13 protein-coding genes and 1 tRNA gene are annotated in these 16,863 nt (G+C 62.5%); all 14 read right to left on the reverse strand.

Annotated elements, in window-relative coordinates:
* On the reverse strand, positions 1-140 hold a 140-nt coding region (locus ISP20_RS21245; RefSeq protein ID WP_239536270.1), incomplete at its 3' end, for a GTP-binding protein.
* 47 nt (positions 141-187) lie between these two features.
* Positions 188-2,305 carry an elongation factor G gene (fusA, locus tag ISP20_RS21250; protein WP_204638223.1) on the reverse strand — a complete coding sequence of 706 codons (2,118 nt, stop codon included), beginning with the start codon at positions 2,303-2,305 and terminating at the stop codon, positions 188-190.
* Positions 2,306-2,338: 33 nt separating this feature from the next.
* Positions 2,339-2,806 carry a 30S ribosomal protein S7 gene (gene rpsG, locus ISP20_RS21255; protein WP_102305037.1) on the reverse strand — a complete coding sequence of 156 codons (468 nt, stop codon included), beginning with the start codon at positions 2,804-2,806 and terminating at the stop codon, positions 2,339-2,341.
* A gap of 16 nt (positions 2,807-2,822) precedes the next feature.
* Positions 2,823-3,197: a 30S ribosomal protein S12 gene (rpsL, locus tag ISP20_RS21260; RefSeq protein ID WP_019464011.1), complete on the reverse strand. Its 375-nt coding sequence runs from the start codon at positions 3,195-3,197 to the stop codon at positions 2,823-2,825.
* A gap of 178 nt (positions 3,198-3,375) precedes the next feature.
* Complete coding sequence (rpoC, locus tag ISP20_RS21265; protein ID WP_204638224.1) at positions 3,376-7,590, reverse strand: DNA-directed RNA polymerase subunit beta'; 4,215 nt, start codon at positions 7,588-7,590, stop codon at positions 3,376-3,378.
* A gap of 89 nt (positions 7,591-7,679) precedes the next feature.
* On the reverse strand, positions 7,680-11,837 hold the full coding sequence (rpoB, locus tag ISP20_RS21270) for a DNA-directed RNA polymerase subunit beta (protein WP_204638225.1): 4,158 nt from the start codon (positions 11,835-11,837) through the stop codon (positions 7,680-7,682).
* Between the two features lie 322 nt (positions 11,838-12,159).
* A complete protein-coding gene (gene rplL / locus ISP20_RS21275; protein ID WP_046973299.1) occupies positions 12,160-12,531 on the reverse strand; it encodes a 50S ribosomal protein L7/L12 in 372 nt (123 codons plus the stop codon).
* 46 nt (positions 12,532-12,577) lie between these two features.
* Positions 12,578-13,111 (reverse strand): 50S ribosomal protein L10, encoded by a 534-nt coding sequence (gene rplJ / locus ISP20_RS21280; protein ID WP_204638226.1) that lies wholly within the window; start codon positions 13,109-13,111, stop codon positions 12,578-12,580.
* A 339-nt stretch (positions 13,112-13,450) separates the two neighbouring features.
* Entirely contained in the window at positions 13,451-14,158 is a 708-nt protein-coding gene (rplA, locus tag ISP20_RS21285) for a 50S ribosomal protein L1 (RefSeq protein WP_204638227.1), read from the reverse strand.
* 3 nt (positions 14,159-14,161) lie between these two features.
* Positions 14,162-14,590: a 50S ribosomal protein L11 gene (rplK, locus tag ISP20_RS21290; protein WP_109126904.1), complete on the reverse strand. Its 429-nt coding sequence runs from the start codon at positions 14,588-14,590 to the stop codon at positions 14,162-14,164.
* 195 nt (positions 14,591-14,785) lie between these two features.
* Entirely contained in the window at positions 14,786-15,346 is a 561-nt protein-coding gene (gene nusG, locus ISP20_RS21295; protein ID WP_204638228.1) for a transcription termination/antitermination protein NusG, read from the reverse strand.
* Between the two features lie 9 nt (positions 15,347-15,355).
* Positions 15,356-15,751 (reverse strand): preprotein translocase subunit SecE, encoded by a 396-nt coding sequence (gene secE, locus ISP20_RS21300; RefSeq protein WP_204638229.1) that lies wholly within the window; start codon positions 15,749-15,751, stop codon positions 15,356-15,358.
* Positions 15,752-15,832: 81 nt separating this feature from the next.
* Positions 15,833-15,908, reverse strand: a tRNA-Trp gene (locus tag ISP20_RS21305).
* 149 nt (positions 15,909-16,057) lie between these two features.
* Positions 16,058-16,863, reverse strand: an 806-nt coding sequence (locus ISP20_RS21310; RefSeq protein ID WP_204634036.1) for an elongation factor Tu, incomplete at its 5' end; no start/stop codon positions are given.

A 16,863-nucleotide genomic window follows, 5' to 3' on the forward strand; every position in this document is an offset into this window, starting at 1 on the left:
TACGCCTTGAATTCGCCACCGAAGCGCTCTGCGCCGACCTTGGTCAGTGCAGCCGTCAGCGTCGTCTTGCCGTGGTCCACGTGACCAATCGTGCCGACGTTGACGTGCGGCTTGGTGCGTTCGAATTTACCCTTTGCCATGACTAAAACCTCTAAAAAAGAACGGTAGTTGGAGGAAGAAAGCCTTATCAGGCCTTCTTCATGACCTGCTCAGCGATGTTGTTCGGCGCTTCAGCGTAGTGGTCGAACTCCATCGTAAAGGTGGCGCGACCCTGGGTCAGCGAGCGAATGGTCGTCGCATAACCGAACATCTCGCCCAGCGGGACCATCGCATTGATGGTCTTGCCCGACGGCGTATCGTCCTGGCCCTGAAGCAGACCGCGACGGCGGCTCAGATCGCCCATCACGTCGCCGACGTAATCTTCCGGCGTCACGACTTCGACCTTCATGATCGGCTCGAGCAGCACCGGCGACGCCTTGGCGAAGCCCTGCTTGAAGGCCATCGACGCTGCGAGCTTGAACGCCATTTCCGACGAGTCGACGTCATGGTACGAACCGAAGACCAGCTTGACCTTCACGTTCACCACCGGGAAGCCAGCCAGCGGACCGCTGGTGATGGTTTCGCGCAGACCCTTTTCGACCGACGGGATGAATTCCTTCGGAATCACGCCGCCCGTGATGTCGTTGATGAACAGGAAGTCGTTCTTGACGTCCGTGCTCTTGCGGTCTTCTTCGGTCATCGGCGACAGCTCGATCACCACGTGACCGTACTGACCCTTACCACCGGACTGCTTGGCGTGCTTGTAATCCGACTTGACGTCCGACGAACGAATCGTTTCGCGGTAGGCCACCTGCGGCTTGCCGACGTTCGCTTCGACGTTGAACTCGCGGCGCATGCGGTCCACCAGGATGTCCAGGTGAAGCTCGCCCATGCCCGAGATGATGGTCTGACCCGACTCTTCGTCCGTACGCACGCGGAACGACGGATCTTCCGCAGCCAGACGGCCGAGGGCGATACCCATCTTTTCCTGGTCCGACTTGGTCTTCGGCTCGACCGCCATCGAGATCACCGGCTCCGGGAACGTCATGCGCTCCAGGGTGATGATGTGATCCTGCGAGCACAGCGTGTCACCGGTCGTCACGTCCTTCAGGCCGACCGCTGCGGCGATATCGCCAGCGCGGACTTCCTTCAGTTCCTGACGCTCGTTGGCGTGCATCTGCAGGATGCGGCCGATGCGCTCCTTCTTGGACTTGACCGGGTTGTACACCTGGTCGCCCGCATTGAGCGTGCCCGAGTAGACGCGGAAGAACGTGAGCGAGCCCACGAACGGGTCGGTCATGATCTTGAACGCGAGCGCGGAGAACGGTGCGGCGTCGTCGGCCTTGCGCGTGGCTTCCTTCTCGTCTTCGTCGACGCCAGCCACCGGCGGGCGGTCGATCGGCGACGGCAACAGGTTGACCACGGCGTCAAGCATCGCCTGCACGCCCTTGTTCTTGAACGCGGTACCGCAGAAGACCGGGATGATCTCGCTGGACAGCGTGCGCGCACGCAGACCACCGATGATCTCTTCCTCGGAGAGGTCGCCCTCTTCCAGGTACTTGTTCATCAGCTCTTCGGTCGCTTCGGCAGCCGACTCAACCATGTACGAACGGGCTTCAGCAGCCTTGTCCGCGAGGTTGGCCGGGATGTCCTGGTACTCGAACTTCATGCCCTGGGATTCCATGTCCCAGATGATCGACTTCATCTTGAGCAGGTCGACCACGCCCTCGAAGTTGTCTTCGGCACCGATCGGCACCTGCATCGGCACGGGGTTCGCGCCCAGGCGAGCCTTCAGCTGGTCGACCACCTTGTAGAAGTTCGCGCCAGTGCGGTCCATCTTGTTGACGAACGCGAGGCGCGGCACCTTGTACTTGTTGGCCTGACGCCAGACGGTTTCAGACTGCGGCTGCACACCACCGACCGCGCACAGCACGAACACCGCGCCGTCGAGCACGCGCAGCGAACGCTCCACTTCGATGGTGAAGTCGACGTGTCCGGGAGTGTCGATGATGTTGAAGCGGTGCTCGGGCAAGGAACGATCCATGCCCTTCCAGAACGCCGTCGTTGCCGCCGACGTAATGGTGATGCCGCGCTCCTGCTCCTGCTCCATCCAGTCCATCGTTGCTGCACCGTCGTGCACCTCGCCAATCTTGTGACTGACGCCGGTGTAGAACAGGATGCGCTCCGTGGTGGTGGTCTTGCCGGCATCGATGTGAGCCATGATGCCGAAGTTGCGGTAGCGCTCGATAGGAGTGGTGCGTGCCACGGTCTTAACCTCTGAAAGTTCTAGCTGTACTGCTTACCAGCGGTAATGCGAGAAGGCCTTGTTGGCCTCTGCCATGCGGTGCGTCTCTTCGCGCTTCTTGATCGCGCCACCGCGATTTTCCGAAGCCTCGAGCAGCTCGGCGGCCAGCTTGCGCGGCATCGAGGTCTCGCCGCGCTTGCGGGCGGAATCGATGGCCCAGCGCATGGCGAGCGCCATACGGCGGCCCGGACGCACTTCGACCGGCACCTGGTAGGTGGCGCCGCCGACACGACGGGACTTCACCTCGACCGCCGGAGCGATGTTGTTGAGCGCCTTTTCGACCAGCTGCACCGGCTCGGCGTTCTTTTCGCCGAGGTGGGCAAGCGCGCCGTAGACGATGCTTTCTGCGACCGACTTCTTGCCGCTCTTCATCACCATGTTGATGAAACGGGCGATCAGCTGGCTGCCGTGCTTGGGATCCGGCAGGATCAGACGGGCGGGATGTGAACCTTTACGCGACATAGTTAATTCCTAACGATCAGGACTTCGGGCGCTTGGCGCCGTACTTGGAGCGCGACTGGCGGCGCTTGGTGACACCGGCGCAGTCGAGACTGCCGCGCACCGTGTGGTAACGCACACCCGGCAGATCCTTGACGCGACCGCCGCGGATCAGGACCACGGAGTGCTCCTGCAGGTTGTGGCCTTCGCCACCGATGTAGCTGATGACTTCGTAGCCGTTCGTCAGGCGCACCTTGGCGACCTTACGCAGCGCCGAATTCGGCTTCTTCGGGGTGGTGGTATAGACGCGCGTGCAGACGCCACGACGCTGCGGGCTGTTCTGCAAAGCCGGCGAAGCACTCTTGTAGGTCTTCGGGCTGCGGGATTTGCGAACCAACTGGTTGACTGTCGTCATTGAAGCTGTTCCTGAGAAACATAAAGGCAGACCGAACCGGCTCGGTCTGCCAAGAAGCGGGAATTTAACATGGGCAGCCTGTCACAGACAAGCTGACGCCCTGCCGGCCTTGGCCCGAACACGAGGCGCATTCCTTGCGCCTCTTTTCGTATGTCAGCGAGTAAAGCCCGTTAGGGGCTTACTCCACACCAATGTCGCTACCGGTGGTGGCTTCTGCGAAGGAAGCCGACGAAGCGGAGCCGGAGAGTGTTTCGAGCTCCGAGGCGGTAAGACCGCCCTGGCGATGACGCGCTGCGTGATACGCCAGACCCGTACCAGCCGGAATAAGACGGCCGACAATAACATTTTCCTTCAGGCCACGCAAGGTATCGCGCGTGCCGCGGACCGCAGCTTCCGTCAGGACTCGGGTGGTTTCCTGGAAGGAAGCCGCCGAGATGAAGGATTCCGTGGCCAACGACGCCTTGGTGATACCCAGCAGCACCGACTGGAACTCCGCCGGACGCTCGCCGCGGGAGATGGCGCGATCGTTTTCACTGTTGATGCGAACACGCTCGACCTGTTCACCACGCAGGTAGTGGCTCTCGCCCGGATCGGTGATCTCGACCTTGCGCAGCATCTGGCGAATGATCGCTTCGATGTGCTTGTCGTTGATCTTCACGCCCTGCAGGCGGTAGACGTCCTGGATTTCCTTGACCAGGTAAGCGGCCAGCGGCTCGACACCCAGCAGGCGCAGGATGTCGTGCGGACTGGGCTCGCCGTCCACGATGGTTTCGCCCTTCTCCACGTGCTCGCCTTCGAACACGATGACCTGGCGCCACTTGGGAATCAGCTCTTCGTGCTCGTTGCCGTCCACGTCCTTGATGATCAGGCGCTGCTTGCCCTTGGTGTCCTTGCCGAAGCTGATCACGCCCGAGCGCTCGGCGAGGATCGCCGGTTCCTTGGGCTTGCGTGCTTCGAACAAGTCGGCCACGCGCGGCAGACCACCCGTGATATCGCGGGTCTTGGAGGTTTCCTGCGGGATACGGGCAACCACGTCGCCCACGCCCACCTGCGCACCGTTCTGGATCGACACGATGGCACCGGCCGGGAGCATGTACTGCGCCGGCACGTCGGTGCCCGGCAGCTTCAGCTCGCGACCCTTGGCATCTTCCAGACGCACGATCGGGCGCAGATCCTTGGCGGCCGTACCACGGCGCTTCGGATCGGTCACCACCGCCGACTCCAGGCCGGTCAGTTCGTCGGTCTGGCTCTGCACGGTGATGCCATCGATGAAGTCGATGAAGCGCACGGTACCGGCCACTTCCGACACGATCGGATGGGTATGCGGATCCCAGTTGGCCACGGCCTGGCCGGCCTTGACCGGGTCGCCGTCCTTGACGGCGATGGTGGCGCCGTAAGGCACCTTGTAGCGCTCGCGCTCGCGGCCGTTGGCGTCGATGACGCTCACTTCGCCCGAACGCGAGACCGCCACCAGGTGACCCTGGTTGTGGTGCACGCTCTTCAGGTTGTTGAACTTCAGCGTGCCGGTGGTCTTCACCGTCACGTTGTCCACGGCAGCAGCACGGGAAGCCGCACCACCGATATGGAACGTACGCATGGTCAGCTGGGTACCCGGCTCACCGATCGACTGCGCGGCGACCACACCCACGGCCTCGCCCATGTTGACCAGATGGCCACGGGCCAGATCGCGGCCGTAGCACAGCGCGCAAACGCCATGGCTGGCGGCACAGGTGATCGGCGAACGCACCTTGATCGACTGCACGCCGGCCTTGTCTAGCTTCTCGACCAGGGCTTCGTCCAGCAGGGTGTCGCGCACGACCAGCGGCTCGTTGTCTTCGCCCGGACCGTACACGTCCTCGACCGCCACGCGGCCCAGCACGCGCTCGCGCAACGGCTCGACCACATCGCCGCCTTCGACGATCGGCTGCATGATGACGCCATTGTCGGTGCCGCAATCATCGAAGGTGATGACCACGTCCTGCGCCACGTCGACGAGACGACGGGTCAGGTAACCGGAGTTCGCCGTCTTCAACGCAGTATCCGCGAGACCCTTACGGGCACCGTGGGTGGAGTTGAAGTACTGCAGCACGTTCAAGCCTTCGCGGAAGTTCGCCTTGATGGGCGTCTCGATGATCGAGCCGTCCGGGCGAGCCATCAGGCCGCGCATACCGGCCAGCTGGCGAATCTGCGCGACCGAACCACGGGCGCCGGAGTCGGCCATGATGTACAGCGAGTTCATCGACTTCTGGTTGACCGTCTTGCCTTCGGCATCGGTGACCTTCTCGGTACCGATACCGTCGATCATGGCCTTGGCGACCAGCTCGTTGGTGCGCGACCAGATGTCGACGACCTTGTTGTAGCGCTCGCCGGCGGTGACGAGACCGGACTGGTACTGCTCCTGGATCTCGACCACTTCCTTCTCGGCCTCTTCCAGGATCGGCTTCTTCTCGTCGGGGATGATCATGTCATCGATGCCGATCGAGATGCCCGCACGCGTGGCGAAGCGGAAGCCGGTGTACATCAGCTGGTCGCCGAAGATCACCGTGTCCTTCAGACCCAGGCGGCGATAGCACTGGTTGATCAGGCGCGAGATGTTCTTCTTGGTCAGCTCGGTATTGGCCAGCGCGAACGGCAGGCCTTCCGGCATGATTTCGAGCAGCAGCGCGCGACCCACGGTCGTATCGACGATCGAGGTCTGCTCGGTGCGGCCGCCTTCTTCATCGATGTGCACCTGCTTGATGCGCACCTTGACCTTGGCGTGCAGTTCAACCGCACGGTTGTCGTAGGCGCGGCGGACTTCGCCGATGCCCGAGAACACCATGCCGTTGCCCTTCGCGTTCACCAGCTCGCGGGTCATGTAGTACAGACCAAGGACGACGTCCTGGGTCGGCACGATGATCGGCTCGCCGTTGGCGGGCGACAGGATGTTGTTGGTCGCCATCATCAGGGCGCGCGCTTCGAGCTGCGCCTCGATCGACAGCGGCACATGGACAGCCATCTGGTCACCGTCGAAGTCGGCGTTGAACGCCGTACACACGAGCGGATGCAGCTGGATGGCCTTGCCTTCGATCAGCTTCGGCTCGAACGCCTGGATGCCGAGACGGTGCAGCGTCGGTGCGCGGTTGAGCATCACCGGATGTTCGCGGATCACCTCTTCGAGGATGTCCCACACCTGGCCCTCTTCGCGCTCGACCAGCTTCTTGGCGGCCTTGATGGTGGTGGCTTCGCCGCGAGCCTGCAGCTTGGCGAAGATGAAGGGCTTGAACAGCTCAAGCGCCATCTTCTTCGGCAGACCGCACTGGTGCAGACGCAGGGTCGGACCGACCACGATCACCGAACGACCGGAGTAGTCCACGCGCTTGCCGAGCAGGTTCTGGCGGAAGCGGCCCTGCTTGCCCTTGATCATGTCGGCCAGCGACTTCAGCGCGCGCTTATTGGTGCCGGTGATGGCACGACCGCGACGGCCGTTGTCGAGCAGCGCATCGACCGATTCCTGCAGCATGCGCTTTTCGTTGCGCACGATGATGTCGGGCGCATTGAGTTCGAGCAGGCGACGCAGGCGGTTGTTGCGGTTGATGACGCGGCGGTACAGATCGTTCAGATCGGACGTGGCAAAGCGGCCGCCATCGAGCGGCACCAGCGGACGCAGGTCCGGCGGCAGCACGGGCAGCACGGTCAGCACCATCCACTCCGGCTTGTTGCCGGATTCGAGGAAGGCTTCGATCAGCTTGACGCGCTTGGTGAGGCGCTTGAGCTTGGTCTCGGAATTGGTCGAGCCGATCTCTTCCTTGAGGCGAATGACTTCGCCCGGCAGGTCCAGCGACTTGAGCAGCTCGTAGACGGCCTCGGCACCCATGCGGGCGTCGAACTCGTCGCCGTGCTCTTCGACGGCTTCCAGGTACTGGTCTTCGCTGAGCAGCTGGCCGCGCTCGAGCGCGGTCAAACCTGGATCGATCACCACAAAGGCTTCGAAGTACAGGATGCGCTCGATGTCGCGCAGGGTCATGTCCAGCATCAGGCCGATGCGCGAGGGCAGCGACTTGAGGAACCAGATGTGCGCGGTCGGCGAGGCCAGTTCGATGTGGCCCATGCGCTCGCGGCGCACCTTGGCCAGCGTCACTTCCGTGCCGCACTTTTCGCACACGACGCCGCGGTGCTTCATGCGCTTGTACTTGCCGCACAGGCACTCGTAATCCTTCACGGGACCGAAGATGGCGGCGCAGAACAGGCCGTCACGCTCGGGCTTGAAGGTGCGGTAGTTGATCGTTTCCGGCTTCTTCACCTCGCCGTACGACCACGAGCGGATCAGCTCCGGCGAAGCCAGAGCGATCTTGATCGCATCGAAGTCAGGCGCGGTGCGCTGCTGGTTGAACAGATTGAGCAAGTCTTTCATGGATGTCTCCGAAGATCGGGAATAGGTAATGGAGAATCAGGAATCGGGAGAACGAGGAACGAAAGGTCGTTCCTCGTCCCCGCCTCAACTCACTTCACTTCTTCCAGATCAATATCGATACCGAGCGAGCGGATTTCCTTCACCAACACGTTGAAGGATTCCGGCATGCCCGCCGCCATCTCGTGGTTGCCGTCGACAATGTTCTTGTACATCTGGTTACGGCCCTGCACGTCATCGGACTTCACCGTCAGCATTTCCTGCAGGGTGTAGGCCGCGCCGTAGGCTTCCAGTGCCCAGACTTCCATTTCGCCGAAGCGCTGACCGCCGAACTGCGCCTTACCACCCAGCGGCTGCTGCGTGACGAGCGAGTACGGACCGGTCGAACGCGCGTGCATCTTGTCGTCGACCAGGTGGTTGAGCTTCAGGTAGTGCATGTAGCCCACGGTGACCGGGCGATCGAACGCTTCGCCGGTACGGCCGTCGTACAAGGTGGTCTGGCCCGATTCCGGCAGATCGGCGAGCTTGAGCATCGCCTTGATCTCGGTTTCCTCGGCACCGTCGAACACCGGCGTGGCCATCGGCACGCCTTCCTGCAGGTTGTTGGCCAGCGCGAAGATCTCTTCGTCGGTCAACGACTTCAGGTCGACATGCTGCACGGCGCCGGCGACGTGGTGGTTGTACACCTGGTCGAGGAACTCGCGGATCTGCGCCACCTTGGCCTGCGCTTCGAGCATCTTCTGGATCTTCTTGCCCAGGCCCTTGGCGGCCCAGCCCAGATGCACTTCCAGAATCTGGCCGATGTTCATACGCGACGGCACGCCCAGCGGGTTCAGCACGATGTCGACCGAGGTACCGTCTTCGGAGAACGGCATGTCCTCCACCGGCACCACGTTGGACACCACACCCTTGTTGCCGTGGCGACCGGCCATCTTGTCGCCCGGCTGGATGCGGCGCTTCACGGCCAGGAACACCTTGACCATCTTGAGCACGCCCGGAGCGAGATCGTCACCCTGGGTGATCTTGCCCTGCTTCTCCTTGAAGCGCTTGTCGAACTCTTCCTTGTGACGCTTGATCTGATCGGCCGCGCGCTCGAGGAACTCGGTGACGTCCTCTTCCTTCACGTTGACCTTGAACCAGTCGTCCTTCTTCAGGCCGTCCAGGTAGGCGTCGGTGATTTCGGCGCCGCGCTTCAGGCCGGCCGGGCCGCTCATCGCGGACTTGCCGACCAGCTGGGTGCGCATACGGTTGTAGATCGCGCCTTCGAGGATGCGGAACTGGTCATCAAGATCCTTGCGGATACGCTTGATTTCCATTTCCTCGATCTGCTTGGCGCGCTTGTCCTTCTCGATGCCGTCGCGAGTGAAGACCTGCACGTCGATGACGGTGCCGTCCATGCCCGGCGGCACGCGCAGCGAGCTGTCCTTCACGTCGGACGCCTTCTCGCCGAAGATCGCGCGCAGCAGCTTCTCTTCCGGGGTCAGCTGGCTTTCGCCCTTGGGCGTGACCTTGCCGACCATGATGTCGCCGGCCTTCACTTCCGCACCGATGTACACGATGCCGGATTCGTCGAGGCGAGCCAGCGCCTGCTCACCCACGTTCGGGATGTCGGCGGTGATTTCCTCGGCGCCCAGCTTGGTGTCACGCGCGATGCACGACAGCTCCTCGATGTGGATCGAGGTGTAGCGGTCTTCCTGCACGACGCGCTCGGAGAGCAGGATCGAGTCTTCGAAGTTGTAGCCGTTCCACGGCATGAAGGCGATCAGCATGTTCTGGCCGAGCGCGAGCTCGCCTAGGTCGGTCGACGAACCGTCGGCCAGCGTGTCGCCCATCGCCACGATGTCACCCACGTTCACCAGCGGACGCTGGTTGAGGTTGGTGTTCTGGTTGGAACGGGTGTACTTGGTCAGCGTGTAGATATCGACGCCGGCGTCGTTGTCGCCCACTTCCGACTCGTTCACGCGCACCACGATACGGGCCGCATCGACCTGGTCGATCACGCCGCCGCGCTTGGCGGTGACGATGACGCCCGAGTCACGCGCCACGGCGCGCTCGATGCCGGTACCCACCAGCGGGGTCTGCGAACGCAGGGTCGGCACGGCCTGACGCTGCATGTTCGCGCCCATCAGTGCGCGGTTCGCGTCATCGTGCTCCAGGAACGGCACGAGTGCGGCAGCCACCGACACGGTCTGCATGGGCGAAACGTCCATGTAGTCGACTTCGGCGGACGGACGCAGCTCGGACTCGCCGCGGAAACGGCAGGACACGAAGTCTTCGATGAACGCGCCATCCTTCAACGGCGAGTTCGCCTGCGCGATCACGTGGTCGCCTTCTTCGATCGCCGACAGGTAATCCACCTGGTCGGTGACCTTGCCGCCCACGACCTTGCGGTACGGCGTCTCGAGAAAGCCGTACTGGTTGGTGCGCGCGTACACGGCGAGCGAGTTGATCAGGCCGATGTTCGGGCCTTCCGGCGTTTCGATGGTGCAGACGCGGCCGTAATGGGTCGGATGCACGTCGCGCACTTCGAAGCCGGCGCGTTCGCGGGTCAGGCCGCCTGGGCCCAGCGCCGAGACGCGACGCTTGTGCGTCACTTCGGACAGCGGGTTGTTCTGGTCCATGAACTGCGAGAGCTGCGACGAACCGAAGAACTCCTTCACCGCCGCCGCGACCGGCTTGGCGTTGATCAGTTCCTGCGGAGTCAGGCCCTCGGACTCGGCCAGCGACAGACGCTCGCGCACGGCGCGCTCGACGCGCACCAGGCCGATGCGGAAGGTGTTCTCGGCCATTTCGCCGACCGAACGCACGCGACGGTTGCCCAGGTGATCGATGTCATCGACGGTGCCATGACCGTTCTTGATGTCGATCAGCACCTTCAGCACATCGAGGATGTCGGAGCGATCGCCCTGCGAAGCAACCAGCGACTGCGCTTCTTCTTCCTTGCGGTCGCCGAAGTACTTGCGGTCGTACAGCACGCCCGGACCGACGATCTCCTGGCGGCCGACGCGACGGTTGAACTTCATGCGGCCGACGGCCGACAGGTCGTAGCGGTCGAAGGTGAAGAACAGGTTGTAGAACAGGTTCTGCGCGGCATCCTTGGTCGGCGGCTCGCCCGGACGCATCATGCGATAGATTTCCACCAGCGCCTCGAGCGGCGTCTTGGTGTTGTCGATGCGCAGCGTATGCGAGATGTACGCGCCACGATCGAGATCGTTGACGTACAGCGTCGGCACCGTCTCGATACCGGCCTTGCGGAAGTTTTCCAGCTGCTCGGCGGTGATTTCGTCGTTGGCCTGGGCCAGCAGTTCGCCGGTCTTCGCATCGACCACGTCGATGGCCAGGATGCGGCCGACCGGGTAGTCGTCCGGCACTTCCAGCGCGGTGATGTTTTCCGCGGCCAGCTGGCGCACGTGACGGGCCGTGATGCGCTTGCCCGCTTCCACCAGCACATTGTCGCCAATGGCCAGGTCGAAGGTCAGCGTTTCACCGCGCAGACGCTCGGCGACGAGTTCCAGCGTGGTGCCACCCTTCTTGCCCAGGTGGAACACGTTGTGCTCGAAGAAGATGCCCAGCATTTCCTGGTTGTTGTAACCCAGCGCGCGCAGCAGCACGGTCACCGGCAACTTGCGGCGACGGTCGATACGGGTGAACAGCGCATCCTTCGGGTCGAACTCGAAATCGAGCCACGAGCCACGGTAAGGAATCACGCGGGCCGAGAACAGCAGCTTGCCCGAGCTGTGCGTCTTGCCGCGGTCGTGATCGAAGAACACGCCCGGCGAACGATGCAGCTGCGAAACGATGACGCGCTCGGTGCCGTTGATGATGAAGGTGCCGGTGTCGGTCATGAGCGGAATTTCGCCCATGTAGACTTCCTGTTCCTTCACGTACTTGACGGCCTTCTTCGAGGCCGGGCTGTCCTTGTCATAGATGACCAGGCGCACGGTGACGCGCAGCGGCGCACCGAACGTCATGCCGCGGTTGCGGCACTCGCGTTCGTCAAAGGCGGGCTCGCCCAGGCGATAGTCGACATACTCAAGCGCGGCGTTACCCGAATAGCTAACGATCGGGAATACTGACTTCAGCGCGGCGTGGAGACCCTTTTCGTCGCGCTGCTTGGGAGCCACGTGCTCCTGCAGGAATTCGCGATAGGAATCGGTCTGGATGGTCAGCAGGTTCGGAACGCCCAAAACAGGGGGACGCTTGCCGAAATCCTTGCGGATGCGCTTCTTCTCGGTAAACGAGTAGGTCATGGTGGGTACCGCCTCGGTTCGCAGTGACGCCGGTGGTGCACACACCGGCTGAATTGTGAAAGCTGTGTCTGCCGTCGACGGACAGGTTGTGCTGCCCTGCTCGTCGATGCGTCAAAAAGGCATGAATCAAAGGTCGGCGGTGTTCTGCAGGCCTTTCAATCCTGTCTTCCTGACGGGTAAAACACGAACCAGAAAGGATGACGCTTGGTAGTGACAGGCCGCATCTTTCGTTGCAGGCCCTTTGCAACAGGCAAAGCCCGGGGGCTTACGCCCCCAGGCTCGCTTGACGCTAGATCAAACTGACGGCGCGCAAGAACGCCAATTACTTCAGTTCGACCGTAGCGCCGGCAGCTTCGAGGTCCTTCTTGAACTTCGCAGCGTCTTCCTTCGAAGCGGCTTCCTTCACGACGCCACCGGCTTCGGTCAGGTCCTTCGCTTCCTTCAGGCCCAGGCCCGTGATGGCGCGGACGGCCTTGATCACGTCGACCTTCTTGTCGCCGGCGCTCTTCAGGATCACGTCGAACTCGGTCTGCTCTTCAGCAACCGGGCCGGCAGCGGCCGGGCCGGCGGCCATCATGACCGGGGCGGCGGCGGTGACGCCAAACTTCTCTTCGATGGCCTTCACCAGGTCCATCACTTCCATCAGCGACTTGGCGGCGACGGCTTCAACGATCTGTTCGTTGGTCAGGGACATTTTCATTTACCTCTGGAAATTGATTCGAATGGAACAGTCAACGAACTTAGGCGGGCTCGGCTTCGGCCGGGGCTTCGGCGGCGACGTCGCCACCACCCTGCTGATCGGCCACAGCCTTGACGACGCGGGCGAACATGGTGGCCGGCTCGGCCAACACACGTGCCAACATGGCCAGGGCCTGCTCGCGGGTCGGCAGCGAGGCCAGCACTTCGACGTGGGAGGCGGGATGCAGCTTGCCTTCCACGGCGACGAGGCGTGCCTTCAGCTTGTCGTTGCCCTTGGCGAATTCCTTGATCAGGCGACCGGCAGCGCCGGGCTCCTCGGTCGAGAATGCGTACAGCAGCGGACCGGTCAGGGCGTCTTTGACGACCTCGAACTCGGTACCGACCACAGCGCGCGAAGCCAGCGTGTTCTTGACGACTTTCAAGAACACACCCGACTCACGGGCCTTCTTGCGCATCGCGGTCATTTGTTCGACCGTGGTGCCCGCATACTCGGCAGCGACCAAGGAGTGAGCCTTCGCGGCAACTTCTGCCAGTTCGGCGACTACTTCTTGCTTCTGAGAGAGATTCAGAGCCATTTTTCACTCCTCTTATGAATTCCGCTTACGGCTCCTGCCGCTTGCGGTCCTGAGCGACGCCATCCGTGACGTCGGGGATCGCGAGATCCCGGGTGGTGGCCTTTCCAGAAAACATTCCAGAAGGGGCAGCACCATCTACGCAGGCCGGATTCGCTAGGAATCGGATTAAGCGAACTCGCTTGCCACGACGGCGTTTCCTTGCCAACACGAGCTCCCTGCTCGTCGTCGTCGCGCGCTGATCGCGCCTGCGGTCTTTGACGGCGGCCACGGCCCTAAAGCCGGGGCTACCTTCAAAAACTTGCCCATGCTGGCGTTGCGGCCGACATGGGACTTCAACTCTTACTTGGTCGACACCGTCAGGCTCGACGTATCGACCGGCACGCCCACACCCATGGTGCTGGACAGTGCGATCTTCTGCAGGTACTGACCCTTGGCCGTGGACGGCTTGGCCTTCAGCAGGTCGTTGACCAGTGCATTGAGGTTGTCCGCCAGCTGGGCAGCGTCGAAGCTGGCCTTGCCGATGGTGGCGTGGATGATGCCCGCCTTGTCGTTACGGAACTTCACCTGGCCGGCCTTGGCGTTCTTCACGGCCGTGGCGACGTCGGCAGTGACCGAGCCGTCCTTCGGATTCGGCATCAGGCCACGGGGACCGAGCAGCTGGCCGAGCTTACCGACCACGCGCATGGCGTCCGGCGTAGCGATCACGCGACCGAAGTCGAGATCGCCAGCCTGCATGCGCTCGGCCAGGTCGTCCATGCCGACGGCGTCGGCACCGGCGGCCTTGGCAGCCTCGGCCTTCTCACCGGCCGGCACGAACACGGCGACCTTGATGGTCTTGCCGGTGCCGTGCGGCAGCAGCGAGGAGCCGCGCACGCCCTGGTCGGACTTCTTGGCGTCGATGCCGAGGCGGACGGCAACGTCCACGGACTCGGCGAACTTCGCCTTGGCGTTGTCCTTGACGATCTTGAGGGCTTCATCCAGGCCGTAGATCTTGCCCGGCTGCACTGCGGCCTGAGCGGCCTTCAAACGCTTCGTGAGCTTTGCCATGTCTTAACCCTCCACTACCAGGCCCATGCTGCGAGCGCTACCAGCGATGGTGCGCACAGCGGCGTCAAGATCAGCAGCCGTGAGATCCGGCTCCTTCTGCTTCGCAACGTCTTCCAGCTGCTTGCGGGTGATCTTGCCGACCTTGTCGGTGTTCGGCTTGGACGAACCCTTGGCGACGCCCGTGACCTTCTTGATCAGGATCGTGGCCGGCGGGGTCTTGGTGATGAAGGTGAAGCTACGGTCGGAATAAGCCGTGATGATGACCGGGATCGGCATACCCGGCTCCATCTTCTGCGTGGCGGCATTGAACGCCTTGCAGAATTCCATGATGTTCAGGCCGCGCTGACCGAGGGCGGGGCCCACCGGCGGCGACGGGTTGGCCTGACCGGCCTTGACCTGCAGCTTGATATAGCCAGTTACTTTCTTTGCCATTGGATTTTCCTCGCGAGTTCAGGCGCCTTGCGGCTCCTCGCAGTGTTGTCGTTCCCTGAAGGAGGAAGGCTCGCCATCCCGCGAACCCCAGAAACACGGACACGCCCGAGCCAAAAGACCCCGGCGTGAACCGCGTAGTTTAAAGAGTGATCAAGTTTTAAGCAAGCCCCGTGCCGAGGCCTGCCCTGGACCCGATCAGGCCTTCTCGACCTGACCGAATTCCAGCTCGACCGGGGTCGAGCGACCGAAAATGAGCACCGCAACGCGCAGGCGGCTCTTTTCGTAGTTGACTTCCTCGACCACGCCGTTGAAGTCGTTGAACGGACCCTCGGTGACCCGCACCATCTCGCCCGGCTCGAACAACACCTTCGGCCTGGGCTTCTCGACGCCCTCGCGGACGCGGCTGAGAATGGCGTCGGCCTCGGAATCGCGGATCGGCAGCGGGCGATCAGCGGTACCACCGATGAAACCCATCACCTTGGGCGTTTCCTTGACCAAGTGCCAGCATTCGTCATCGATGCGCGGCGCCTTGCCCTCGGTGTCCGTCTCGATCTGCACGAGCACGTAACCCGGGAAGAACTTGCGTTCGCTGCGGCGCTTCTGGCCGCTGCGCATCTCGATCACCTCTTCGGTCGGCACCAGCACTTCGCCGAACCTTTCTTCCATGCCAGCGCGACGAATCCGCTCATCGAGCGAACGCTTCACCTGGTTCTCGAAGCCCGAATAGGCGTGCACCACATACCAACGCTTGCTCATGCCATCACCTCACGTACCAAGCTTGAGCAGCCAGTCGAGCACGACCGACTTCAGGATCAGGTCAATCAGGCCCAACAGGAGCGAGAGAACCACCACAACCACCATGATGATGCCGGTGGTCTTGAGCGTCTCGTCGCGGGTGGGCCAGACCACCTTGCGCAGTTCAAATTGCGATTCGCCAAGGAAGCCGCGTACGCGGCGACCCGGCGCCGTGAACGCGCCAATGGCCAGCGCTGCGACCAGCGCAACGACCACGCCCAGCAGCAGCACCGACTGCGGGATCGCAGGGTTACTGCCGAACCATGAATACGCAAAAATGCCGGCTGCCAGCACGATCACGGCTAGCACCAGCTTGGCGATATCGGCGCCAGTGGCGCCCTTGGTCGACTCAGCCTTCGTATTCATGCGACGTGATCGGATGAGAGAGGCATCGACCGGGTTACGGTCTGCATGCCATCCACCATCCGTCGTGGATCCTCGGAAAGATGGCACGCCAGGAGGGACTCGAACCCCCAACCTGCGGTTTTGGAGACCGCTGCTCTGCCAATTGAGCTACTGGCGTAGAAATTAATGGGTGAAGTCGCTCGCTTTGCTCGCTGTAAAGTCGCGCCTTTGGCGCTGTAAAGAGTGAAGAGGCTCGGGCCTAGGCCCTTGCTTTTCACCCTTTACCCCTTACAGCCCGCGCAGCGGGCGACTTCCCACTATAACAGCTTACTTGATGACCTTGGCCACCACGCCGGCGCCGACGGTGCGGCCGCCTTCGCGGATGGCGAAACGCAGGCCTTCGTCCATCGCGATCGGGTGGATCAGGGACACCACCATCTTCACGTTGTCGCCCGGCATCACCATTTCCACGCCTTCCGGCAGCTGGCAGGCGCCCGTCACGTCGGTCGTGCGGAAGTAGAACTGCGGACGGTAGCCCTTGAAGAACGGGGTATGACGGCCACCTTCGTCCTTCGACAGCACATAGACTTCGGCTTCGAAATCGGTGTGCGGAGTGATCGTGCCCGGCTTGGCCAGCACCTGGCCACGCTCGACGTCGTCACGCTTGAGACCACGCAGCAGCAGACCGGCGTTGTCGCCTGCCTGGCCCTGGTCCAGCAGCTTGCGGAACATTTCCACGCCCGTGACGGTGGTCTTCTGGGTCGGACGGATACCGACCACTTCGACTTCGTCACCGACCTTGATGATGCCGCGCTCGATACGACCGGTCACCACGGTGCCGCGGCCGGAGATCGAGAACACGTCTTCCACCGGCATCAGGAACGGCTTGTCGATCGCACGCACCGGCTCCGGGATGTAGCTGTCCAGCGCGTCGACGAGGGCGATGATCGCCGGCACGCCGATTTCGCTCTGGTCGCCTTCCAGCGCCTTCAAGGCCGAACCCTTGATGATCGGGGTGTCGTCGCCCGGGAAGTCGTACTTGGAGAGCAGTTCACGCACTTCCATTTCGACCAGCTCGAGCAGCTCGGCGTCGTCCACCATGTCGGCCTTGTTCAGGAACACGACGATGTACG

This window comes from Dyella kyungheensis (assembly GCF_016905005.1).
GTDB lineage: Bacteria > Pseudomonadota > Gammaproteobacteria > Xanthomonadales > Rhodanobacteraceae > Dyella > Dyella kyungheensis.